The sequence below is a fragment of the Streptomyces sp. WM6386 genome (genome assembly GCF_000972385.1).
In the GTDB taxonomy this organism is placed as follows: Bacteria; Actinomycetota; Actinomycetes; order Streptomycetales; family Streptomycetaceae; genus Streptomyces.
In genome coordinates this window covers 1-21,866 of record NZ_JXTE01000100.1, presented here as the reverse complement: position 1 = coordinate 21,866, position 21,866 = coordinate 1, and the positions used below count along the sequence as shown (strand labels likewise).

19 protein-coding genes and 1 pseudogene are annotated in these 21,866 nt (G+C 69.4%); 11 read left to right on the top strand and 9 right to left on the bottom strand.

The features are described 5' to 3' along the window. Positions 1-1,477: BACON domain-containing protein (locus TN53_RS37530; RefSeq protein ID WP_046263320.1), on the bottom strand; the 1,477-nt coding region annotated here is incomplete at its 3' end. A 195-nt stretch (positions 1,478-1,672) separates the two neighbouring features. On the opposite strand from TN53_RS37530, the gene radA reads away from it, so the two are divergent. Then, complete coding sequence (gene radA / locus TN53_RS37525) at positions 1,673-3,082, top strand: DNA repair protein RadA (RefSeq protein ID WP_046263318.1); 1,410 nt, start codon at positions 1,673-1,675, stop codon at positions 3,080-3,082. A gap of 80 nt (positions 3,083-3,162) precedes the next feature. Then, a complete protein-coding gene (disA, locus tag TN53_RS37520; RefSeq protein WP_046263317.1) occupies positions 3,163-4,287 on the top strand; it encodes a DNA integrity scanning diadenylate cyclase DisA in 1,125 nt (374 codons plus the stop codon). 107 nt (positions 4,288-4,394) lie between these two features. Here disA and TN53_RS37515 read toward each other — a convergent pair whose 3' ends face one another. After that, positions 4,395-5,228, bottom strand: a complete 834-nt coding sequence (locus TN53_RS37515; RefSeq protein WP_095046943.1) for a hypothetical protein — start codon at positions 5,226-5,228, stop codon at positions 4,395-4,397. Positions 5,229-5,582: 354 nt separating this feature from the next. Here TN53_RS37515 and TN53_RS37510 point away from each other — a divergent pair, with 354 nt between their 5' ends. From TN53_RS37510 to cseC, 5 genes are all read left to right on the top strand, one after another. Beyond that, a complete protein-coding gene (locus TN53_RS37510; RefSeq protein WP_046263316.1) occupies positions 5,583-6,518 on the top strand; it encodes an A/G-specific adenine glycosylase in 936 nt (311 codons plus the stop codon). Between the two features lie 236 nt (positions 6,519-6,754). Next, positions 6,755-7,297 carry a SigE family RNA polymerase sigma factor gene (locus TN53_RS37505; RefSeq protein WP_046263315.1) on the top strand — a complete coding sequence of 181 codons (543 nt, stop codon included), beginning with the start codon at positions 6,755-6,757 and terminating at the stop codon, positions 7,295-7,297. After that, a complete protein-coding gene (locus TN53_RS37500) occupies positions 7,282-8,004 on the top strand; it encodes a hypothetical protein (RefSeq protein WP_046263314.1) in 723 nt (240 codons plus the stop codon). Before TN53_RS37505 ends, TN53_RS37500 begins: the two co-directional genes overlap by 16 nt. 98 nt (positions 8,005-8,102) lie before the next feature. Beyond that, a complete protein-coding gene (gene cseB / locus TN53_RS37495) occupies positions 8,103-8,807 on the top strand; it encodes a two-component system response regulator CseB (protein WP_046263313.1) in 705 nt (234 codons plus the stop codon). A gap of 11 nt (positions 8,808-8,818) precedes the next feature. Further along, positions 8,819-10,162 carry a two-component system sensor histidine kinase CseC gene (cseC, locus tag TN53_RS37490; RefSeq protein ID WP_046263312.1) on the top strand — a complete coding sequence of 448 codons (1,344 nt, stop codon included), beginning with the start codon at positions 8,819-8,821 and terminating at the stop codon, positions 10,160-10,162. A gap of 131 nt (positions 10,163-10,293) precedes the next feature. Here the strand turns inward: cseC and TN53_RS37485 are convergent, their stop codons facing one another. Continuing rightward, the gene (locus tag TN53_RS37485; RefSeq protein ID WP_046263311.1) at positions 10,294-11,868 is read right to left on the bottom strand and encodes an MDR family MFS transporter; all 1,575 of its coding nucleotides are present in this window, start codon (positions 11,866-11,868) and stop codon (positions 10,294-10,296) included. Between the two features lie 129 nt (positions 11,869-11,997). On the opposite strand from TN53_RS37485, the gene TN53_RS37480 reads away from it, so the two are divergent. After that, the gene (locus tag TN53_RS37480; RefSeq protein WP_046263310.1) at positions 11,998-12,597 is read left to right on the top strand and encodes a TetR/AcrR family transcriptional regulator; all 600 of its coding nucleotides are present in this window, start codon (positions 11,998-12,000) and stop codon (positions 12,595-12,597) included. On the opposite strand, the gene TN53_RS37475 is transcribed toward TN53_RS37480, so the two are convergent. Further along, positions 12,594-13,148: a M23 family metallopeptidase gene (locus TN53_RS37475; RefSeq protein ID WP_046263309.1), complete on the bottom strand. Its 555-nt coding sequence runs from the start codon at positions 13,146-13,148 to the stop codon at positions 12,594-12,596. The genes TN53_RS37480 and TN53_RS37475 overlap by 4 nt on opposite strands. Before the next feature lie 450 nt (positions 13,149-13,598). On the opposite strand from TN53_RS37475, the gene TN53_RS37470 reads away from it, so the two are divergent. Beyond that, positions 13,599-14,195: an HAD family acid phosphatase gene (locus TN53_RS37470; RefSeq protein ID WP_046263308.1), complete on the top strand. Its 597-nt coding sequence runs from the start codon at positions 13,599-13,601 to the stop codon at positions 14,193-14,195. A 61-nt stretch (positions 14,196-14,256) separates the two neighbouring features. Next, positions 14,257-14,873, top strand: a pseudogene (locus TN53_RS49655) (ATP-binding protein); the annotation flags it as partial. A 1,270-nt stretch (positions 14,874-16,143) separates the two neighbouring features. On the opposite strand, the gene TN53_RS37455 reads toward TN53_RS49655, so the two are convergent. Then, a complete protein-coding gene (locus TN53_RS37455; RefSeq protein WP_046263305.1) occupies positions 16,144-18,672 on the bottom strand; it encodes an ATP-dependent Clp protease ATP-binding subunit in 2,529 nt (842 codons plus the stop codon). Positions 18,673-19,102: 430 nt separating this feature from the next. Here TN53_RS37455 and TN53_RS37450 point away from each other — a divergent pair, with 430 nt between their 5' ends. Next, positions 19,103-19,828, top strand: a complete 726-nt coding sequence (locus tag TN53_RS37450) for an SCO3374 family protein (RefSeq protein ID WP_046263304.1) — start codon at positions 19,103-19,105, stop codon at positions 19,826-19,828. 9 nt (positions 19,829-19,837) lie between these two features. On the opposite strand, the gene TN53_RS37445 is transcribed toward TN53_RS37450, so the two are convergent. The 4 genes from TN53_RS37445 to TN53_RS37430 all read right to left on the bottom strand — a co-directional run bounded on the left by TN53_RS37445 (position 19,838) and on the right by TN53_RS37430 (position 21,712). Next, positions 19,838-20,173, bottom strand: a complete 336-nt coding sequence (locus TN53_RS37445) for a histone-like nucleoid-structuring protein Lsr2 (protein WP_046263303.1) — start codon at positions 20,171-20,173, stop codon at positions 19,838-19,840. Positions 20,174-20,398: 225 nt separating this feature from the next. Next, a complete protein-coding gene (locus tag TN53_RS37440; protein ID WP_046263302.1) occupies positions 20,399-20,947 on the bottom strand; it encodes an amino-acid N-acetyltransferase in 549 nt (182 codons plus the stop codon). A 9-nt stretch (positions 20,948-20,956) separates the two neighbouring features. Beyond that, entirely contained in the window at positions 20,957-21,388 is a 432-nt protein-coding gene (locus tag TN53_RS37435) for a BlaI/MecI/CopY family transcriptional regulator (RefSeq protein ID WP_095046941.1), read from the bottom strand. A 144-nt stretch (positions 21,389-21,532) separates the two neighbouring features. Next, the gene (locus TN53_RS37430; RefSeq protein ID WP_046263300.1) at positions 21,533-21,712 is read right to left on the bottom strand and encodes a hypothetical protein; all 180 of its coding nucleotides are present in this window, start codon (positions 21,710-21,712) and stop codon (positions 21,533-21,535) included. Positions 21,713-21,866 lie beyond the last annotated feature (154 nt).

Genomic DNA, 21,866 nt, shown 5'->3' with positions numbered 1-21,866 from the left:
CGGTCGGGGTGGGCGCGGTGCCGTAGCCCTCGATGGAGACGACGGCACCGGCGGGCGAGACGGCCACGCGCGCGCTCCAGTAACCGGACGGCTCGCGCAGATGGTCGACGTACACCTTGATCGTCAACGATTCGCCGGGTGCGAGGGTTCCCGAGGCCTGGCTGAGGTAGAGCCAGGCGGCGCCGGTGCTCGCGGACCAGCGGACCGGGCTGTCGCCGGTGGCGGTGAGGGTGATCAGTGTGGTGTCGCCGCTGTTGCCGGCCGCGACCTCCAGTTGCCCGGCGCCCTTCTTGCCGGCGCCCGTGACACTGATGACCTTGACCGATACATCGGGTTTGTCGCCCTTGGTGAAGCGGTCGGCGGGCCGGGTGCTGGCGTTTCCGGCGTTCTCGTAGCCGCCCGCGGCCTCGCCGTCCAGGCCGTCGGGGCCGTGCGCCTCGCTGGCGCTGGCCGAGCGCCCCTCGGCGCCCTCGGCGGTGGGGGTGCCCCGGTAGGCGGCCCACAGGGCGAGCACGGGGGCTGCCACGACGGTGGCGACGACGGTCGTCGTGACGGCACGCGCGCGTAGGCGGTCACGGCGGGCCGCGCGGTCCTTGGGGTCCATCGGGAAGCCGCGCCGGTCGAAGCGGGGGGCGGACGCCCGGGAGAAGTGCGCCATGGCGACGTGCAGCGTCGCGCGCGGGGCCTGCAGGACGGGCAGCTCGGAGGGGGTGATCATCGCCCCGGGCCAGCGGCCGGCGACCGCGCGCTCGGCGGTACGGCGGCAGCGCGGGCAGTCGTCGACATGCCGTACGAGCTCGCGGCGCAGGGCCGTGCCGATCACCAGCTGGTGGTCGCCGGTGAGGCGGGCGACGCTCGGGCAGGTGCCGGTCTCCACCACGGCGAGGGCCGCGCGCGTGCGCTCGACCTCACAGGCGGCGGAGGCGAGCAGTTCACGGGCGGCGGCCAGGTCCATGCCGAGGACGGCGGCGACCTCATGGGCGGCGAGGTGGTGGCGTACGGCGAGTTCGAGGGCCTCGCGCTGCTCAGGGGTGGTGCCGGCGGCCTCCGGCCAGGCCAGCAGGGCGAGTTCGCGCCGGCGCTCCTCCTGGGCCTCCTCGGAGACGGGCGGGGCCGCCTGCTTCTCGGCGTGGTGCCGGCCCGCCGCGTGGGTGGCCTGACGTTTCTGCTTGGCCTCGGCGAGCTTGCGCAGACACGCCCAGCGGGCCAGCGCGTACAGCCAGGCCCGGCGGTCCCCGGCCGCCTCCGGACCGCGGCGGCGCTCGGCGAGCGCGAGGACGTCGCCGAGCGCGGCGGTGGCCGCGTCGTGGTCGCACAGCACGGACAGGCAGTAGGTGAACAGGCCGTCCAGATACGGTTCGTAGCGCGCCGGCGTCCGCTGCGCCAGCGTGCGCGCCGCACCGCGGTCACGCGCCTCCCGTTGCGCCCGGTGCGCGCCGGTGGTGCGGGTCGAGGTCTCCGGACTGCTGCTCATCACCCGTGGACCGTAGGGTGCGGGCGATGGCCCCTTCTTCCCCCTTGAGCACTTTTACTCCGTACGGGTGAAACGATCCCTCATAAGAGGACAGGAACCCTTGATTCCGTGGCCTGTTCTTGACGTCGGTGGCCGGATGACACCGGGCGCTCATGGCCACCGCCGGGCATTGTCAGTGTCGCCCGTTACGGTTCGTGCATGGCTGCCCGTACGAAGACCGCCAAGGACCGACCCGCCTACCGCTGCACCGAGTGCGGCTGGCAGACGGCGAAGTGGCTCGGCCGCTGCCCCGAATGCCAGGCATGGGGCACGGTCGAGGAGTACGGCGCGCCCGCGGTGCGTACGACGGCCCCGGGCCGTGTCACCACCTCCGCCGTGCCCATCGGCCAGGTCGACGGCCGCACGGCCACCGCCCGCTCCACCGGCGTACCCGAACTGGACCGGGTGCTCGGCGGCGGACTCGTACCCGGCGCGGTCGTCCTGCTCGCGGGCGAGCCCGGCGTGGGCAAGTCGACCCTCCTCCTCGACGTGGCGGCCAAGTCGGCCAGCGACGAGCACCGCACCCTGTACGTCACGGGTGAGGAGTCGGCCAGTCAGGTCCGGCTGCGCGCCGACCGCATCAAGGCCATCGACGACCATCTGTACCTCGCCGCGGAGACCGACCTGGCCGCGGTCCTGGGCCACTTGGACGCGGTGAAGCCGTCCCTGCTGATCCTCGACTCCGTACAGACGATCGCGTCCCCCGAGATCGACGGCGCCCCCGGTGGCATGGCCCAGGTGCGGGAGGTGGCGGGCGCGCTCATCCGCGCCTCCAAGGACCGCGGCATGTCCACCCTCCTCGTCGGCCATGTCACCAAGGACGGCGCCATCGCGGGCCCGCGCCTGCTGGAGCACCTCGTGGACGTGGTGCTCTCCTTCGAGGGCGACCGGCACGCGCGCCTGCGTCTGGTCCGCGGCGTCAAGAACCGGTACGGAGCGACGGACGAGGTCGGCTGCTTCGAACTGCACGATGGGGGCATTACGGGCCTTACCGACCCGAGCGGACTTTTCCTGACCCGTCGTGACGAACCGGTCCCCGGAACCTGTCTGACGGTCACCCTGGAGGGCCGGCGCCCGCTGGTCGCCGAGGTCCAGGCCCTCACCGTCGACTCGCAGATCCCCTCACCTCGCCGCACGACCTCGGGTCTGGAGACCTCTCGCGTGTCGATGATGCTCGCCGTCCTGGAGCAGCGAGGCAGGATCAGTGCACTCGGCAAGAGAGACATCTACTCCGCGACGGTCGGCGGAGTGAAGCTGTCGGAGCCGGCCGCGGACCTCGCCATCGCCCTCGCGCTGGCGTCGGCGGCGAGCGACACCCCGCTGCCCAAGAACCTCGTCGCGATCGGCGAAGTAGGCCTTGCGGGCGAGGTCAGACGGGTCACGGGGGTCCAGCGCCGGCTCGCCGAGGCACACCGTCTGGGCTTCACCCACGCGCTCGTACCGGGCGACCCGGGCAAGATCCCTGCCGGCATGAAGGTCCTGGAAGTCGCCGACATAGGAGAGGCCCTGAGAGTCCTTCCGCGGTCGCGTCGGCGAGACGCCCCACGGGACGAGGAGGAGCGCCGGTAGACTTTGCCCTGGTCTCGCCCGTCCGTACGAACCGAAGGTGCGAAACGGGAGCGTCCCAGAACTGCGACCGGAGGAGTGCAGTGGCAGCCAACGACCGGGCAGCAGCTCCCGGAAAGTCCGGTGGGAGCTCCGGTGCCGATGGCCTGATGCGCGCCTCACTGAGCGCCGTGGCACCCGGCACGGCCCTGCGCGACGGCCTCGAGCGGATTCTCCGCGGCAACACGGGCGGACTCATCGTGCTCGGTTTCGACAAGACCGTCGAGCCGATGTGCACGGGCGGTTTCGTCCTGGATGTCGAGTTCACGGCCACACGTCTGCGTGAGCTGTGCAAACTCGACGGCGGCATCGTGCTCTCCACGGACGGATCGAAGATCCTGCGGGCGGGTGTGCAGCTGGTGCCCGACCCGACGATCCCCACGGAGGAGACGGGTACACGCCACCGCACGGCGGACCGCGTCTCCAAGCAGGTCGACTTCCCGGTGGTGTCGGTCTCCCAGTCCATGCGCCTGATCGCCCTCTACGTCGACGGCCAGCGCCGCGTCCTTGAGGACTCGGCGGCGATCCTGTCCCGCGCGAACCAGGCCCTGGCGACCCTGGAGCGCTACAAGCTCCGCCTGGACGAGGTCGCGGGAACGTTGTCAGCGCTGGAGATCGAGGACCTCGTGACGGTCCGGGACGTGTCGGCGGTGGCGCAGCGGCTGGAGATGGTCCGCCGCATCGCGACGGAGATCGCCGAGTACGTGCTCGAACTCGGCACCGACGGACGTCTCCTCGCCCTCCAGCTCGACGAGTTGATCGCCGGCGTGGAGCCCGAGCGCGAGCTGGTGGTCCGGGACTACGTCCCCGAGCCCACGGCCAAGCGCTCCCGCACGGTCGACGAGGCCCTGTACGAGCTCAACGCCCTCACTCACGCCGAGCTCCTCGAACTGTCCACGGTGGCACGGGCGTTGGGCTACACCGGCTCTCCGGAGGCGCTGGACTCGGCGGTCTCGCCGCGAGGCTTCCGCCTGCTGGCGAAGGTGCCGAGGCTGCCGGGCGCGATCATCGACCGCCTGGTGGAACACTTCGGCGGCCTGCAGAAGCTGCTGGCCGCGAGCGTGGACGACCTGCAGACGGTGGACGGCGTCGGCGAGGCGCGGGCGAGGAGCGTACGAGAGGGCTTGTCGCGACTGGCGGAGAGCTCAATCCTGGAACGGTACGTATAGCGCGCCCCCACAGGGGCGCGGGGCTGTATGGATGTGCGGCTCCGCCGCGTGGCCGCGACTAGCCACAACGGCGCAGCGCCCGACGGAGAACCCGAAGCGGCTGCCCCTCAGTCGCTTTCAAGAACGAACGACGTCTGCACCTTCGCGTACCCCGGCGCGGCCAACTCCACGAGATACGTCCCCGCCCCCGCAGACCCCGCCGGCGGTGTCGCACACTGCGGAGCACTCGGCTTCCGGTCCCACTTCACGGTGTACGTGATGCTGCTCCCCGCGGGTACCCGGAACACCAGGCTCGCCGCGGTCTTCGGGCAGTCCGCGGAGGACCAGTACTCGTCGTCCTCGGCAGCCTCGGTAATCGTCAACACCGCGCTCTTCGGCCCGAGATCGACCTTGCAGTCACCGCCGGAGGAGTTCGCCGCGGTCAGCAGCAGCGCCGGCGTCTCGCCGGGCCCGTACCCGTTGCGGAAGCTGCTCACGGTCAACTTCACGGAGCCGACCGCGCAGTTGGGCAACCCGGACCCCGCCGGAAGGGTGTCGTCCTGCCCGACCCCGCTGCCCGCGCCACCACCGGCCGCACCTTCGGACCCACCGGAGCCGGACCCCGTACCGGAAGTCGAGGAACCGTCACCGGACCCGTCGTCCGACCCCGACCCCGACCCCGACTCTGTCCCCCCGGAGTCGCCGCCCGGCGTCGACTCGTCGCGCCCGCCCGGCGCTTGACTGATCGCCGGCCCGGAACCGCTCGGCCCCGGCGTGATGGTCGAGGGCGAGGGATTCTTGTCGTTGGTCCCGTCGGCACCGTTCTTGCCTCCGCCGCCGCCCGAGGAGACGACCCAGGCGATCAGCAACGCCAACAGGGCCAGCACAGACAGCAGTACGGCCCTCCGTCGCCAGTAGATGGTGGAGGGAAGCGGCCCGACCGGATTGCGCAGAGATCCCACGGCGCAAACTGTACGAGAGATCGGCGCCTTCGCCGCCCCTACCCGCCGCCGGGGACCACAACTTTTCCGGATCATCATTCCGGAGACGGCGGTTCACTCGGCCGCCCTTCACTGGCTCGGGCGCATCATGATCGCGGGGCGTGACCGATTCAGCCAGTCGCCTACCCTCTGTGACATCACTGCTCTCCCACATGACACTCCTACGTGGGTATGGCATACCGCCGAAACTCGCCGCTTCCTCTCCTCGGACGCCGTCTCTCTCCGGCACTGCCCCCACGCGCCCCTCCCCGCCGTACCCCTGAGAGGTGGCGCTTCCCCCGCGCGCCCTCCCTCGCATGGCAGGATCGGAAGGCCATGACTGCGCCCACGAAGCCCCCGCACAGCAGCCCCTCCGACCCCCTCTCCGAGTCTCCCGGCGGAGAGCACCTGCACCCCCCTGTCATCGACTGGTTCGACGAGCACGCCCGCGACCTGCCGTGGCGGCGCCCGCAGGCCGGGCCGTGGGGGGTGATGGTCAGCGAGTTCATGTTGCAGCAGACGCCGGTCAGCCGCGTCCTGCCGGTGTACGAGCAGTGGCTGGCCCGCTGGCCGCGCCCCGCCGACCTCGCCGGGGAGGCCCCCGGTGAGGCTGTGCGCGCGTGGGGCCGGCTCGGCTATCCGCGTCGCGCCCTGCGCCTGCACGGGGCGGCCGTCGCGATAACCGAACGGCACGGCGGCGACGTACCCGCCGACCACGCCCAGCTTCTCGCGCTGCCCGGCATCGGGGAGTACACGGCCGCGGCGGTCGCCTCCTTCGCGTACGGACAGCGCCACGCGGTCCTCGACACCAATGTCCGCCGCGTCTTCGCGCGGGCCGTCACCGGCGTGCAGTACCCGCCGAACGCCACCACCGCCGCCGAACGCAAGCTGGCCCGCGCCCTGTTGCCGAAGGAGGAGCGGACGGCCGCCCGCTGGGCCGCCGCCTCCATGGAGCTCGGCGCGCTGGTGTGCACCGCCAGGAACGAGTCCTGCCACCACTGTCCGATCGCCGCCCAGTGCGCCTGGCGGCTCGCGGGCAAGCCGGAGCACGACGGTCCGCCGCGGCGCGGACAGACGTACGCCGGTACCGACCGCCAGGTCCGCGGCAAGCTCCTCGCCGTCCTGCGCGAGGCCCACGCGCCCGTGCCGCAGACCGCGCTCGACCGGGTGTGGCACGAGCCGGTGCAGCGCGCGCGAGCGCTCGACGGACTCGTCGCGGACGGACTCGTCGAGCCCCTGTCCGGTGGTTTGTATCGGCTGCCGTTGACGTAACAGCACCACTCCACATGGCCAAATCACCCTGAACCGGCGCTATTCGGTGCGCCGGTTTACCCCTTTCCTGCTTCCGTTACACAACCGACGGACAGCCGAGCGCTGGCCGCGCGCTGTCCCGCACAGCCCCGTGACAACAGCTCCGTAGCTTCATTGGCGTACCGCAGGAGAGCGGCACACGGGCAACGGAGAACCGGCAGCGGGCGGGTCGGACACGGGGATGGAGGCGGTCGATCATGGCGCAGGGCGAGGTGCTCGAGTTCGAGGAGTACGTCCGCACCCGGCAGGACGCGTTGCTGCGCAGCGCCCGTCGTCTGGTCCCGGACCCGGTCGACGCCCAGGACCTCCTGCAGACGGCGCTGGCACGGACGTACCACCGCTGGGACGGCATCGCGGACAAGCGACTCGCGGACGCCTACCTGCGCCGGGTCATGATCAACACCCGCACCGAGTGGTGGCGGGCCCGCAAGCTGGAGGAGGTGCCGACCGAGCAGCTCCCGGACGCCTCGGTCGACGACGCCACCGAGCAGCACGCGGACCGCGCCCTGCTGATGGACATCATGAAAGTGCTCGCCCCCAAGCAGCGCAGCGTGGTCGTGCTGCGACACTGGGAGCAGATGTCCACGGAGGAGACGGCCGCCGCCCTCGGCATGTCGGCCGGAACGGTCAAGAGCACGCTGCACCGGGCCCTCGCCAGGCTCCGCGAGGAGCTGGAGAGCCGCGATCTGGACGCACGCGCGCTGGAGCGTGAGGAGCGGGAGCGTTGCACGGCGGCCTGACCGACGCGGACCCCTCACCGGGCCGGGGCACTTTGCAGGCGGCGTTCACGGCGGTGGCCGTGCTCGCCGCCCTCGCCCTTTTCGTCTCCGCCTGCGCCACCGGCGGCACCGGCACCCGTGACGAGGGGCCGGCCTTCGTCGAGTCCTCGTCGAGCACCGACATGGCGGTGGGGGGCGCCGCGTCCTCGGCCACACCCTCCAGAGCCCCAGCCGCCGCGCCCTCTGCCTACGCGTCCGACTCCGGCTCCGATTCCGACTCCCTGAGCCATACGGCAGCGGTCAAGTTGGTCAAGAGCGACCCGCTGGTCTCGGCGGAGGTCAAGGACGACCTCAAGCCGTGCGTCGCGGACGAGTACCCGCTCGACGTGGCCTACGGCGATCTGACCGGAGGCTCGTCGGACGACGTCGTGGTCAACGTGCTGACCTGCGGCGACGGTGTCGGTGTCGGCTCGTACGTGTATCACGAGGCGGGTGGCGCGTACGAGAATGTGTTCAGCGCCGAGGCGTCCCCGGTCTACGCGGAGATAGACAGCGGCGGCAACCTGGTGGTGAGCAGGCAGTTGTACGAGAAGGGCGACCCGGTGTCGAGCCCGTCCGGCGAGGACGTGATCACCTACCGGTGGTCGTCGGCGGGTCACTTCGTCAAAGTGCGGTACGCGCACAATGAGCTCGGCGACCTCGGCCCCACCCCGTCGCCCTCGGAGTGAACCGATCGGGGCCTACGATCCGATCACCTGTCAACGGCACCACGACTCCCCATAGACAGCGACACCCAGACAGCGACACGAGGACAGAGAGCAGCGGGATGGCAGACCAGACCCACGTTCTGTTCGTCGAGGACGACGACGTCATCCGCGAGGCCACCCAACTCGCCCTGGAGCGGGACGGCTTCGCGGTCACCGCCATGCCCGACGGGCTGTCGGGCCTGGAGGCGTTCCGCGCCGACCGCCCCGACATCGCCCTGCTGGACGTCATGGTTCCGGGCCTGGACGGCGTCAGCCTGTGCCGGCGTATCCGGGACGAGTCGACCGTGCCGGTGATCATGCTGTCGGCGCGCGCGGACTCCATCGACGTGGTGCTGGGCCTGGAGGCGGGCGCCGACGACTACGTCACCAAGCCGTTCGACGGTGCCGTGCTGGTCGCCCGTATCCGCGCGGTGCTGCGCCGCTTCGGGCACGCGGGCGGCGGTGACCGGTCCGAGGAGAGCGGCGCGGCGGCCGACGGCGGGGTGCTGACCTTCGGCGAGCTGGAGATCGACACCGAGGGCATGGAGGTGCGCCGGGCCGGGGAGCCGGTGGCACTCACCCCGACCGAGATGCGACTGCTCCTGGAGTTCTCCTCCGCGCCGGGCACGGTCCTGTCGCGGGACAAGCTCCTGGAGCGGGTGTGGGACTACGGCTGGGGCGGTGACACCCGCGTCGTCGACGTCCATGTGCAGCGACTGCGTACGAAGATCGGCCAGGACCGGATCGAGACGGTCCGCGGTTTCGGCTACAAGTTGAAGGCCTGAGCGGGGCGGACATGCGGGGGAATCTTCGGCGCCTGGTCCCGGCGCGGCTGGAGCGTACGGGCATCCGTACGGGACTGAGATGGAAGCTCAGCGCGGCCATCGCGCTGGTCGGCGCGCTCGTCGCGATCGCGCTGAGCCTGGTCGTGCACAACGCCGCCCGGGTCTCGATGCTGGACAACGCCCGCGACCTCGCCGACGAACGCATCCAGATCGCCCAGAACAACTACGAGAAGACCGGTCTGGCGAACTTCCCGCACGTCGAGAAGAACGACTCGTCGCTGCCGATGCCGCTGCGGCACAAGGTCGAGCAGGGACGCCGGGCGACCTATGTGACGGACGGGCCGGGCGGAGCGCCGGACATCTGGGCGGCCGTACCGGCCAAGGACGGCAATGTGCTGTCCCTGCACACCGGGTTCACCGACCGCAGCACCGACATCCTCAAGGACCTGGACCAGGCCCTGGTGATCGGCTCCATCGCGGTCGTCCTCGGTGGCAGCGCGCTCGGCGTGCTCATCGGGGGCCGGCTGTCGAGCCGGCTGCGCAAGGCCGCGGCCGCCGCCAACGAGGTCGCGAGCGGTGAGACGAACGTGCGGGTGCGGGACGCGATCGGCAGGGTCATCCGGGACGAGACGGACGACCTCGCGAGCGCCGTGGACGCCATGCGGGAAGCGCTGGAGCAGCGCCTGGAGGCGGAGCGGCGGGTCACCGCGGACATCGCGCACGAGCTGCGGACACCGGTGACCGGTCTGCTGACCGCGGCCGAACTGCTGCCGCCGGGCCGTCCGACCGAGCTGGTCCTGGACCGGGCGAAGGCCATGCGCACCCTCGTCGAGGACGTCCTGGAGGTGGCCCGGCTGGACAGCGCGTCCGAGCGGGCGGAGCTGCAGGACATCCTGCTGGGCGAGTTCGTCGCCCGGCGGGTGATGGCGAAGGACCCGGAGATCGACGTCCGGGTGGTGCACGAGTCGATGGTCACGACGGACCCACGGCGCCTGGAGCGGGTGCTGTTCAACCTGCTCGCCAACGCCGCCCGGCACGGCAGACCGCCCATCCAGGTCACCGTCGAGGGCCGGGTCATCCGGGTCCGCGACCACGGCCCCGGGTTCCCCGAGGACCTCCTCGCCGACGGACCGAGCCGCTTTCGCACCGGCAGCACCGACCGGGCGGGCCACGGCCACGGCCTCGGCCTGACCATCGCCGCCGGCCAGGCCCGAGTCCTCGGCGCCCGCCTCACCTTCCGCAACATCCGCCCCCCAGGCGCACCCGAGGGAGTCCCGGCAGAGGGCGCGGTAGCCGTCCTGTGGCTACCGGAACACGCACCGACAAACACGGGAAGCTACCCGATGATGCCGTAGCGCCACACCGCAGCCCACCCGACGTTCAAGGCCGCCGACCCGCCCGGCGTCCGAGAACCAGGCCTGGTCAGGAAAACGCGAAGACCCCCCGGGGCGGACACCAGCCGGGAGGCCTTCAGCTCAGGTTCGGATCAGACGGCCTCGACGACCTGCATAGGCGCCGCCGCCTCCTCCGTCTCGTCCTTCGGCCCCGCCCCCTTCAGCGGAACCTCCTTCACGAACACCGCCGCGACCAGCGCCAGCACCGCCACCACAGCCCCCAGCAGGAACGCCGAGTGCGTACCGGCCGACACCGCATGCTGATACGCCTCACGGGCCGCATCCGGCAGCTTCGCCAGACTCGCCGCATCCAGCTGCGCGGACGACTCGGTCATCTTCGCCCCGATCGCCCCACCCCGCTCGGCCATGACGTCCTGGACCCGGCTGTTGAACAGCGCGCCCATGATCGCAACACCGAAGGAGGAACCGAGCGTACGGAAGAGAGTCGTGGACGACGACGCGACGCCCATGTCCTTCATCTCGACGCTGTTCTGCGCGACCAGCATGGTGATCTGCATCAGACAGCCCATGCCGAGCCCGACGACGGCCATGTACACCCCGGACGTGAACCGCGAGGTGTCCGTGTCCATCAGCGACAGCAGGTACAGCCCGACGACCATCAGCACACTGCCGACGACCGGGAACACCTTGTACCGCCCGGTGTTCGTGGTCACCCGCCCCGCCACCATCGACGTCACGAGCATCGCACCGAGCATCGGAAGGAGCAGCAACCCGGAGTTGGTCGCGGACGCACCCTGCACGGACTGCTGGTACAGCGGCAGGAACAGCGTCGCACCGAACATCACGAACCCGGTGACGAAGCCGATGAGGGACATCAGCGTGAAGTTGCGGCTGCGGAAGATGTGCAGCGGCACCACCGGCTCGGCGGCCTTGGTCTGCCAGAACACGAACCCGATGAGCGCGGCGACACCGATGCCGATGAGCTCCATGATCCGTGCGGAGGACCAGGCGTACTCCGTACCGCCCCATGTGGTGACCAGCACGATCGCGGTGATGCCCACGGTCAGCAGCCCGGCACCGAGATAGTCGATGCGCGCCTTGGCCCGCTTCTTCGGCAGATGCAGCACGGCGCTGATCGCGGCGAGCGCGACGACACCGAGCGGCAGGTTGATGTAGAAGGCCCAGCGCCAGCCCCAGTGGTCGGTGATGGTGCCGCCGACCAGCGGTCCGCCGATCATGGCGAGCGCCATGACGCCGGCCATCATGCCCTGGTACTTGCCCCGTTCCCGCGGCGGAATGAGGTCACCGATGATCGCCATGACACCGACCATCAGACCGCCGGCGCCAAGGCCCTGAACGGCCCGGAACCCGATGAGCTGTCCCATGTCCTGGGCCATGCCGCTGAGCGCCGACCCGACCAGGAAGAGCACGATCGACGACATGAAGACGCCCTTGCGCCCGTACATGTCACCGATCTTCCCCCACAGCGGGGTGGAGGCCGCGGTCGCCAGCGTGTACGCCGTCACGACCCATGACAGATGCTCGAGCCCGCCCAGCTCACCGACGATCGTCGGCATCGCGGTGCCCACGATCATGTTGTCGAGCATCGCCAGCATCATCGTGATCATCAGCGCGAGCAGGACCACCCGCACACTCTTCGGTTGCTTGCCGTCTTCCGGCTCGGCCTTCGTCTGTGTGTCCGCCATGACTCCCACTCCCCCAGCTACTTACTTGCCGCCCGGCAAGTTGACTACACTGGGAAGGTAGACCCGTAACTAGCCGGGCGTCAAGTAAGTTTTGCTCAAAGCCAATGGCTTCACGGAGCTTCACGGAGAGTGGGCGGCACCATGGACGGCACCAAGCAGCGGCGCCGCGGGGACACCCGCCAGCGCATCCAGGACGTGGCGCTCGATCTCTTCGCCGAGCAGGGCTACGAGAAGACCTCTCTGCGCGAGATCGCCGAGAGCCTGGAGGTCACCAAGGCAGCGCTCTACTACCACTTCAAGACCAAGGAAGAGATCCTGGTCAGCATCTTCGACGATCTGACCCAGCCGATCCTCGACCTGATCGAGTGGGGCAGGCGGCAGCCGCACACCCTGGAGACGAAGCAGGAGATCGTACGGCGCTACAGCGGCATCCTCGCCAACGCCGCCCCCCTGTTCCGCTTCATGCAGGAGAACCAGGCGACCGTACGGGAACTGCGGGTCGGCGAGACCTTCAAGGAGCGCATGCAGGGGCTGCGCGACATCATGATCGACCCGAAGGCGGACCTGGTCGACCAGGTCCGCTACACCAGCGCGATCTTCACCCTGCACGCCGGGATCTTCTTCCTCCAGGACCTCGCGGGCGACCCCGAGGACAAGCGCAGGGCGGTCCTGGAGGTGGCGTCGGACCTGGTGACCCAGGCCCACGAAGGCGCCCGCAAGAAGGCTTAGACGGTCACGCCCTTGGTGCGCAGGAAGGCGACGGGGTCGATCGCCGAGCCGTAGTTGGCGGTCGTACGGATCTCGAAGTGCAGGTGCGGGCCGCTGGAGTTGCCCGTGTTGCCGGACAGGGCGATGCGCTGACCGGTCTTGACGACCTGGCCGACCTTCACGTCGATGCGTGAGAGATGGGCGTACTGCGAGTAGGTCTTGTTGGCGTGCTTGATGACGATGGCATTGCCGTACGCCGGTCCGTCACCGGCACCGTTGCCGCCGGCCTTGACGACGGTCCCGCCGTGCGCGGCGAAGACCTGGGTGCCGCTGGCCACGGCGAAGTCCTGCCCGCTGTGGGTGGACTGCCACAGGGCACCGGACTGCGCGAAGCTCGCGCTGAGCTTGTACTTCTTGACCGGGTCGACCCAGGAGACGGTCTTGCCGGTCTCCGCGGCCGCCGCGACCCCGGTCCCCAGCACGGCCGCGGCCCCCAGACCGACGGCCACCACGGCGGCCCGGGTGCGGAGCAGGGACGTACGGGAAGAACGAGACGAAACGCGCTGGGACATCGAAACCTCATGGGGACGGGGACAGAAAAGCCACCCGGCGCACAAGCCGTCACCGGATGGGGCATCCCTTGGTAACCCCGAGGTCCCGGAAGCCCCAAACCGCCGATCTACGACGGAAGCTAGTACTTCACCCCAAAACTTCCCGCTTCTTGACAGAGCGCGTATCTGGAACGAATCCACCCAGGACGGCATAACCTTCCCGGTAGTTCTGGGACGAAAGTCCTTTTTGCCCAATCCGGGCTTTCCACTATTCCCCCTAGTAACGGACAAATCGCCTGTGCGTCATATCACCGGCCACCCAGGCCCTCGGAGCCCCGGCCCCGAAATCATGTGACGCACACCTCTTGGCACTTACCCCCCAGTAACCCTACGGTTCCCCTCGCGCCACCCACGCCAACGAACATGCACGCGACAACGGCAGCGTTACTGACGTGAGAGGACCCCCCACAGATGACGAACCGACGCCCCTTGGTGCGCCGTATGGCCGTCACCGCCGTCTCCACGGCGGCCCTCGTGTCACTGGCCGCCCCGGCCGAGGCCGCGACCACCGAAGACGTCGACTACACCACCTGGCAGCAGGACTGCCGGACGGTCATGGACCAGGCGCTGCCGTACCTGAAGCAGCGGATCGCCGCCGCCAAGCCGGGCGAGAAGCAGGCCATCGTCTTCGACATCGACAACACCACCCTGGAAACCGACTTCGGCTTCAGCTACCCCCAGCCGGCCAACGAGCCGGTCCTGGACGTGGCGGAATACGCCCAGGACCACGGCGTATCCCTCTTCTTCGTGACAGCCCGCCCCGGCATCATCTACTCGGTCACCGACTACAACCTCGATCACGTCGGCTACGACGTCTCCGGCCTCTACGTCCGCAGCTTCATCGACCTCTTCAAGGACGTCGCCGCCTACAAGACCGCCCAGCGCGTCACCATCGAGAAGAAGGGCTACACGATCATCGCGAACATCGGCAACAGCGCCACCGACCTGTCGGGCGGCCACGCCGAGAAGACGTACAAGCTCCCGGACTACGACGGCCAGCTGTCCTGAATCTCCCAGCCCAACTCCGGGTAGCCTCACCCTCGTTCGCGTGATCACGGGGGTGGGGCGGATGGATCCGGCGGTACTCGGCAGCAAGCTCGCGTCCGGCCTGGTGGCCTCCCTCGTACGGAAACTCTTCGTAGCGGACGCCCCGGGAGCGGGCCTCGTCGACAAGCCGGTACGCCTGACCGCCCTGGTCTCCTTCCGCGGCGAGAAGCGGACGCTGGGCGAGAAGGAGGTCCGCGCCCTGGCCCGACGGCTGGTCGGCGCGGCGGCGGACTCCCCCGGCGAACCCCCGTTCCCCGCCGACGAGGAACCAGCGGTCACCGACGCCGTGACCGCCCGCCTTCTCGCCCTCGGCGACCTGGACATGGACGACGTACAAGCCGTACGCCTGGGCCACCGCGAACTCGCCCGACAGCTCCGCGCCCAGGCACCCCCACCCGTCGGCCTCTCCACCGACGCCGCCCATTTCCTCGACTCCGCGACCGAGTGGGCCTGCCTCCACATCCTGGACTTCTTCACACGCCGGTCCACGTTCGTGGCGCGGACACTGGTGGAGCAGACCCGCGTCCAGTCGGAACTGATCGCCCGGCTCGACGAGTTGATCACGCGCATCCCCGCCCCGACACCCGCGACGCCGCGTTCGAACGCCGCTACCTTCCCCACGTCGCCGAGCAGCACAACCCCTCGGCCACACCCGCACCGATCTGCTGGCCCTGGCCTGCCTGGAGGACGCGACGTCCCTGCTCCCACAGGTGCGGGCGGAGGTCGAGGAGCGGGCGGCCCTGCTGATACCGCCGCAGACCAAGGCGGAGGCACAGGTCCTCGCCCAGGCCGGCCCACTGATCCTGGAGCTGTTGCCCGGGCCGGAAAGGCTGACCGCGGCGGAGGCGGCCGCGGTGACGCGCACGGCCGCACTGGTGGGCACCGAGGGGGCGCTGCCCGTCCTGAAAGAGTTCCGGAGCCACCCCGATCTGGCGGTGCGCTCACAACTCGTCGGAGCCTGGATCCAGTTCGACGCAGACGAATACGCCGACGAGGTCCTTGCGCACGTGGCCGCCGCCGACCTCTTCATCACGGTGCGGGAGGAAGCCCAGCTGCGCGCACTGCCCCGGCTCGGCCCCCGGCCCAGGGTCCGTTTCAACGGGACCCACGACCCGGCACCCCTCCTCGCGGCGCTGAGCAAGGAGTCCCTCAGTCACCTGGTGGTCTACGAGAACACCCTGCTGAGCGATCTGACGCCGCTGCGTTCCGCGCCCGGTCTGACCTATCTGCACCTGCACCGCTGTCCCGGGATCGCAGACCTGTCACCGCTCGCCGACACGCAGCTCACCGAGCTTCACATGTGCTGGACCGGTCGCGGCGCCCAGTTCACCGGCCTGGACCGATGCCACGGGCTCCGCCACCTGGGACTCGACGGAGAACTCTCCTGGGGCGTCCCCCTGTCCATGTTCCTCCCCACCACGGCTCCGCTCGAGTTCCTGTTCCTGTCCCACGGGGCGGTGGAAAGCCGAGGGCTCGAGGACATCGGCCAGTGGCCCACGCTGCGGGCCCTCGACCTGGGGTCGCGCCCCGGCCGTCTGTGGCGAAGGGACTGGGAAGCGATCGCACGGCTGCCGCGGCTCACCCACCTGACCCTGCACAACTCGGTGCTGGACCTCCTTGACGACACTCCGCAGATGCCGGGCGTCGAGGTACTGCGGGTGACACAACTGAACGGCAGGGAGGAACTGTCAAGGCTGGCTCTGTGCTGCCCCCGCGTCGTCAAGGTGATCCTGGCCCCCGCCCCGGACCGGACCATCGAGGTCGACCGGTACCGGGACGTCTTCCCGGACGCGGACGTCACGGTCGAGTCCCCTGACAAGGCGCCCGGGGTGACGGCCCCCGCCACGCACGCCGAAGGGGCCGGCGCCTCCACGGCACCGGCCCCTTCTCCGCGCAATCCCCGAGGGGGTTACGCGTCCTTGCTCAGATTCGGCCCAGCCCCACCGGCCGCCTGCTCGATCGGCGGAACATCCGGCAGCGCCGACTTCTCCTCGCCACGGAACGTGAAGGTCTGGGTCTCGCCCTCGCCCTCCGTGTCCACGACCACGATGTGACCGGGACGCAGCTCACCGAAGAGGATCTTCTCGGAGAGCGTGTCCTCGATCTCGCGCTGGATGGTGCGACGCAGCGGCCGCGCACCCAGCACCGGGTCGTAACCCTTCTTGGACAGCAGCTCCTTGGCGGACTGGGAGAGCTCGATGCCCATGTCCCGGTCCTTCAGGCGCTCGTCGACCTTGCCGACCATCAGGTCGACGATCCGCAGGATGTCCTCCTGCGTCAGCTGCGGGAAGACGACCACGTCGTCGACGCGGTTGAGGAACTCGGGCCGGAAGTGCTGCTTGAGCTCGTCCGAGACCTTGTTCTTCATGCGCTCGTAGTTGGACTTCTTGTCACCGGAGGCCGCGAAGCCCAGGTTGAAGCCCTTGGAGATGTCCCGGGTGCCGAGGTTGGTCGTCATGATGATGACCGTGTTCTTGAAGTCCACGACCCGGCCCTGGGAGTCGGTCAGACGACCGTCCTCCAGGATCTGGAGCAGCGAGTTGAAGATGTCCGGGTGGGCCTTCTCGACCTCGTCGAAGAGAACCACCGAGAACGGCTTGCGCCGCACCTTCTCCGTCAGCTGGCCGCCCTCTTCGTAGCCCACGTAGCCGGGGGGCGAACCGAAGAGACGCGAGACCGTGTGCTTCTCGCTGAACTCCGACATGTCGAGGGAGATCAGCGCGTCCTCGTCACCGAAGAGGAACTCGGCGAGCGCCTTGGACAGCTCGGTCTTACCGACACCGGAGGGGCCGGCGAAGATGAACGAACCACCGGGACGCTTCGGGTCCTTGAGGCCCGCACGCGTACGACGGATCGCCTTCGACAGGGCCTTGACGGCGTCGACCTGGCCGATGACCCGCTTGTGGAGCTCGTCCTCCATGCGCAGCAGACGCGAGGACTCCTCCTCGGTCAGCTTGAAGACCGGGATGCCGGTGGCGGTCGCGAGGACCTCGGCGATCAGCTCGCCGTCGACCTCGGCGACGACGTCCATGTCGCCGGCCTTCCACTCCTTCTCCCGCTTGGCCTTCGCGGCGAGGAGCTGCTTCTCCTTGTCGCGCAGGGACGCGGCCTTCTCGAAGTCCTGCGAGTCGATCGCGGACTCCTTGTCCCGGCGGACACCGGCGATCTTCTCGTCGAACTCGCGGAGGTCCGGCGGAGCCGTCATCCGGCGGATGCGCATCCGGGAGCCCGCCTCGTCGATCAGGTCGATCGCCTTGTCGGGAAGGAAGCGGTCCGAGATGTAGCGGTCGGCCAGCGTCGCGGCCTGGACCAGCGCCTCGTCAGTGATGGAGACGCGGTGGTGGGCCTCGTACCGGTCGCGCAGACCCTTGAGGATCTCGATCGTGTGCGGGAGCGAGGGCTCGGCGACCTGGATGGGCTGGAAGCGGCGCTCGAGGGCCGCGTCCTTCTCCAGGTGCTTGCGGTACTCGTCCAGCGTGGTGGCACCGATGGTCTGCAGCTCGCCGCGGGCCAGCATCGGCTTCAGGATCGAGGCCGCGTCGATGGCGCCCTCGGCGGCACCCGCACCGACCAGCGTGTGCAGCTCGTCGATGAACAGGATGATGTCGCCGCGGGTGCGGATCTCCTTGAGCACCTTCTTCAGGCGCTCCTCGAAGTCACCGCGGTAGCGGGAGCCGGCGACGAGCGCGCCGAGGTCGAGGGTGTAGAGGTGCTTGTCCTTGAGGGTCTCGGGCACCTCGCCCTTGACGATGGCCTGGGCGAGGCCCTCGACGACGGCGGTCTTGCCGACGCCGGGCTCACCGATCAGGACCGGGTTGTTCTTGGTACGGCGGGACAGCACCTGCATGACCCGCTCGATCTCCTTCTCGCGCCCGATGACCGGGTCGAGCTTGGACTCACGAGCGGCCTGGGTGAGGTTCCGGCCGAACTGGTCGAGGACCAGGGACGTCGAGGGGGTGCCCTCGGCAGGCCCGCCGCTGGCGCCGGCGGTCTCCTTGCCCTGGTAGCCGGAGAGCAGCTGGATGACCTGCTGCCGCACCCGGTTGAGATCTGCGCCCAGCTTGACGAGGACCTGGGCGGCGACGCCCTCGCCCTCGCGGATCAGGCCGAGCAGGATGTGCTCCGTGCCGATGTAGTTGTGGCCCAGCTGAAGGGCCTCGCGGAGCGACAGCTCCAGGACCTTCTTGGCACGGGGGGTGAAGGGGATGTGCCCGGACGGGGCCTGCTGCCCCTGCCCGATGATCTCCTCCACCTGCTGGCGGACCGCCTCGAGCGAAATCCCGAGGCTCTCAAGGGCCTTGGCGGCGACACCCTCACCCTCGTGGATCAGGCCCAGGAGGATGTGCTCGGTGCCGATGTAGTTGTGGTTGAGCATCCGGGCTTCTTCCTGAGCCAGGACGACAACCCGCCGCGCGCGGTCGGTGAACCTCTCGAACATCGTTAATCGCTCCTCAGAGCGGTCAGGCAGTGGGGGGAACTTCCCCTCCCTGTCCTTCCGCAGCTTAGTCCCGCAAGCGGGGACCGCTCATTCCAACTGCCGACACCGTCGATGGCCTCCTGACCCCGAACGCCGACATCTGCTCCAACCCGATGGTGCGAGACGATGTTCCCGCAGGCCAGGCAGTTACCCCTACCTCCAGTACGCCGATGGCGAACGTGAGACGTCCTGTCCTGCGTGTCGCCCCCTCCCACTAGGGATGTCTTACCCGCTGGGACGGACACTCCATGCCGAGCGCACCGGTTCCCTCCGCTACGGGCGAACAACCTTGCGCCGCGCCACACCCCCGAACGCCCCCTCTTTCGGAACTCTGCGCTACTGCGGGAACACCCAGCGTAACTCGGGCGTCCTTCCGGAGGTTTCACTTGGCATGGTTGGCACAGTCCCCCCGGTCACCACGGTCCCCTTCCCCCGCCGGCCGCTCGAGTCGAGCGATCAGGTCCGCCGGTGGTACGAGAACGAACTGGGATGGCCGACGGTGCCCGGGCCCCCGGGATCTCCGCTGCGACTTTCCGTGGGCCCGCGCTTCGACGTCCTGGACGTGCCGCTCGAGGCGGGCCGGGCCGGCCTGCGCCATCTGGCGCCGGGCTCCCCGGTGGCCGTACAGGGCGACCGGATGCGGCTGCTGCTGGCCGCGGGCAGCGCGGACGAGGTGCCGGGGGTGCTGGACTGGCTGGAGTGGGGCGCGCTACCGCTCGATCTGGCGGCGATCGGCGAGGGCGGGGTGATGGACGCACCGCTGCCTCCCGCACCGGGGGCGCCCGCCGGAGTCGTACGGCTTCTTCCCGGGCCGGGATCCGCCGACGTCGTACGACGTCCTCTCGCGCCCGGGTCCGGCGCCGCGCGGTGTCTTCCCGAGCCGGGCCCTACCGGATCGCGACCGCTTCCCGCCGGCCGCTCCGGTGCCTTGCAGGGGGCCGCCGTGTGGCTGCGGCCCCCCGTGCCGGGGTGCGAGGTCGAGACCTCGCTGCCGACGCTGTCGGCCTTGGGGGGCGGTGGGGGCGCCCCCGATCTCGTAAGGCTGCTGGCCACGGTGGCGACGTCCTGCCACCGCCTGCGGCTGCGCGCCCGCGCTCAGCCGCCCGCCTGTTCATAGGCGTCGCACTCAGGCGTTGGCCTTCTCGTAGGCCTCGCGGATGGACGCGGGAACACGGCCGCGGTCATTGACCTCGAGACCGTTCTCCTTCGCCCACGCGCGGATCTGCGCGGTGTCCTGGCTGCCGCCGGAAGTGACGCGCGCCTTTCCGCGGCCTCCCGCAGCGCGGCCTCCGGTGCGACGACCGCCCTTCACGTAGGCCTCGAGAAGGCCACGGAGCTTGTCCGCATTGGCAGTCGTGAGATCGATCTCGTACGTCTTGCCGTCCAGCGCGAACGTCACGGTCTCGTCCGCCTCGCCGCCGTCGAGGTCGTCGACAAGAAGGACCTGAACCTTCTGTGCCACCGGATTTCCTTTCATCGATAACTTGAGGGACTGGGGTCTGCGGCGTCCGCCGTTTCGCCGCCCCCTGTTATATGCAGTACTGCAGTACGTCGGAAAGCAAACCGCTTTTGCTGGGAAAACACAAACCCCTGGGAGAGACGGACTGGCCAGCTCCGGTCCGGAAACATGCGCGTTTCGGACATAGGGAACCTGGGCAGGGCCGCCCCATGGAATAGGGCATGACGATCACAGATGCAGAAGCATCCGACTGTTGCCCAAGGTGTTCGGTTTCACTCGTTCGAGACCGAGGAACTCCGCGACACCCTCGTCATAGGAACGCAGCAGCTCCGCGTAGACATCGGTGTCGACCGGAGTCTCGCCGATCTCGACGAAGCCGTGCTTGCCGAAGAAGTCCACTTCGAAGGTCAGACAGAAAACCCGGCGAACACCGAGCCAGCGCGCGGTGTGCAGCAACTTCTCCAGCAGCTGATGACCGACACCGGCACCCTTCAGTCCGAGCTTCACGGCGAGAGTGCGCACTTCAGCGAGGTCTTCCCACATGACATGCAGTGCGCCGCAGCCGACCACCTCACCGTTGTCATCGCGTTCGGCGACCCAGAACTCCTGGATGTCCTCGTAAAGCGTCACGGTGGCTTTGTCGAGCAGGATGCGGGCGCGGACGTACTCGTCGAGGAGACTGCGTACGGCCGGGACATCGCTGGTGCGGGCCCGCCGGACCGTGATGGCTTTTGCGCTGACTTCGGGACTCCGCGCGGACGAGCTCTCTGCTGACATGTGCGGACGCTATCGCCCGTTGCCCTCCGGTGCCGAGCCGGGGTTCTCACGACCGGTTTCGGCAGCGGTATCCCGGGGGGCTTCGACGGTTTCCGGTCCTTGGACGATGTGTACGGCGTCCCGCAGCGACTGACGCTGTTCCTCGCTCATCATGCCGAAGAACGCGACGAGAGCGGCGGCGGGGTTGTCACTCTGCGACCAGGCGTCGTTCATCAGCGCCGCGGCGTAGGCGGCCCGGGTGGAGACGGCTTCATATCGATAGGCACGCCCTTCGGCCTCCCGTCGCACCCAACCCTTCTGATGGAGATTGTCCAAAACGGTCATCACCGTGGTGTAGGCGATGGACCGTTCCCGTTGAAGGTCTTCCAGGACTTCTCGAACGGTCACCGGGCGGTTCCACTTCCACACCCGCGTCATGACCGCGTCTTCGAGTTCTCCCAATGGGCGAGGCACAGCTCAGCACAATAGTGGGAGAAACCGTCATTGGCCTGCCGGACGTGCGGTTAACCGGCAAACAGGAACAAAAAGGGCGTACGACTCGGAAAACGAGAGTCGTACGCCGGTGAGGGTGCGGTGGCCGGGAGGCTAAGCGTCGCTGTGCGCGGAGGACTGCTTGGTGCCCTCCACGCGCGCGAGGACCGCGTCGACGGCCGCGTCCTCCTTGGCCTTGTTGGCCCCGCCCTGGGTCTTCACGATCACCCTGATCACGCCGATGAAGAGCACGGCCATGACGACCGGGGGCACGAGCGCGGAGACGTAGTCCATGCGTCCAGGGTAGCCACGGACCGGACGCGGGCGGGGCCGGGGGTGCGTGCGGGCGCGGGGAACGGCCCGGGCGCTGCTCAGCCCGCGGCGAGCTGCTGCGGCGGGTTCGAGGGCGGCGGGGCGGGCTTGCGGCGGGGGAAGACCTCGCCGGGGG

Coding starts and splice junctions, on each gene's coding strand:
- TN53_RS37450 (WP_046263304.1), top strand. CDS start 19,103: ATGGTTGGCACAGTCCCCCCGGTCACCACGGTCCCCTTCCCCCGCCGG.
- TN53_RS37470 (WP_046263308.1), top strand. CDS start 13,599: ATGACGAACCGACGCCCCTTGGTGCGCCGTATGGCCGTCACCGCCGTC.
- radA (WP_046263318.1), top strand. CDS start 1,673: ATGGCTGCCCGTACGAAGACCGCCAAGGACCGACCCGCCTACCGCTGC.
- TN53_RS37430 (WP_046263300.1), bottom strand. CDS start 21,712: ATGGACTACGTCTCCGCGCTCGTGCCCCCGGTCGTCATGGCCGTGCTC.
- TN53_RS37510 (WP_046263316.1), top strand. CDS start 5,583: ATGACTGCGCCCACGAAGCCCCCGCACAGCAGCCCCTCCGACCCCCTC.
- cseC (WP_046263312.1), top strand. CDS start 8,819: ATGCGGGGGAATCTTCGGCGCCTGGTCCCGGCGCGGCTGGAGCGTACG.
- TN53_RS37440 (WP_046263302.1), bottom strand. CDS start 20,947: ATGTCAGCAGAGAGCTCGTCCGCGCGGAGTCCCGAAGTCAGCGCAAAA.
- cseB (WP_046263313.1), top strand. CDS start 8,103: ATGGCAGACCAGACCCACGTTCTGTTCGTCGAGGACGACGACGTCATC.
- TN53_RS37505 (WP_046263315.1), top strand. CDS start 6,755: ATGGCGCAGGGCGAGGTGCTCGAGTTCGAGGAGTACGTCCGCACCCGG.
- TN53_RS37455 (WP_046263305.1), bottom strand. CDS start 18,672: ATGTTCGAGAGGTTCACCGACCGCGCGCGGCGGGTTGTCGTCCTGGCT.
- TN53_RS37475 (WP_046263309.1), bottom strand. CDS start 13,148: ATGTCCCAGCGCGTTTCGTCTCGTTCTTCCCGTACGTCCCTGCTCCGC.
- TN53_RS37485 (WP_046263311.1), bottom strand. CDS start 11,868: ATGGCGGACACACAGACGAAGGCCGAGCCGGAAGACGGCAAGCAACCG.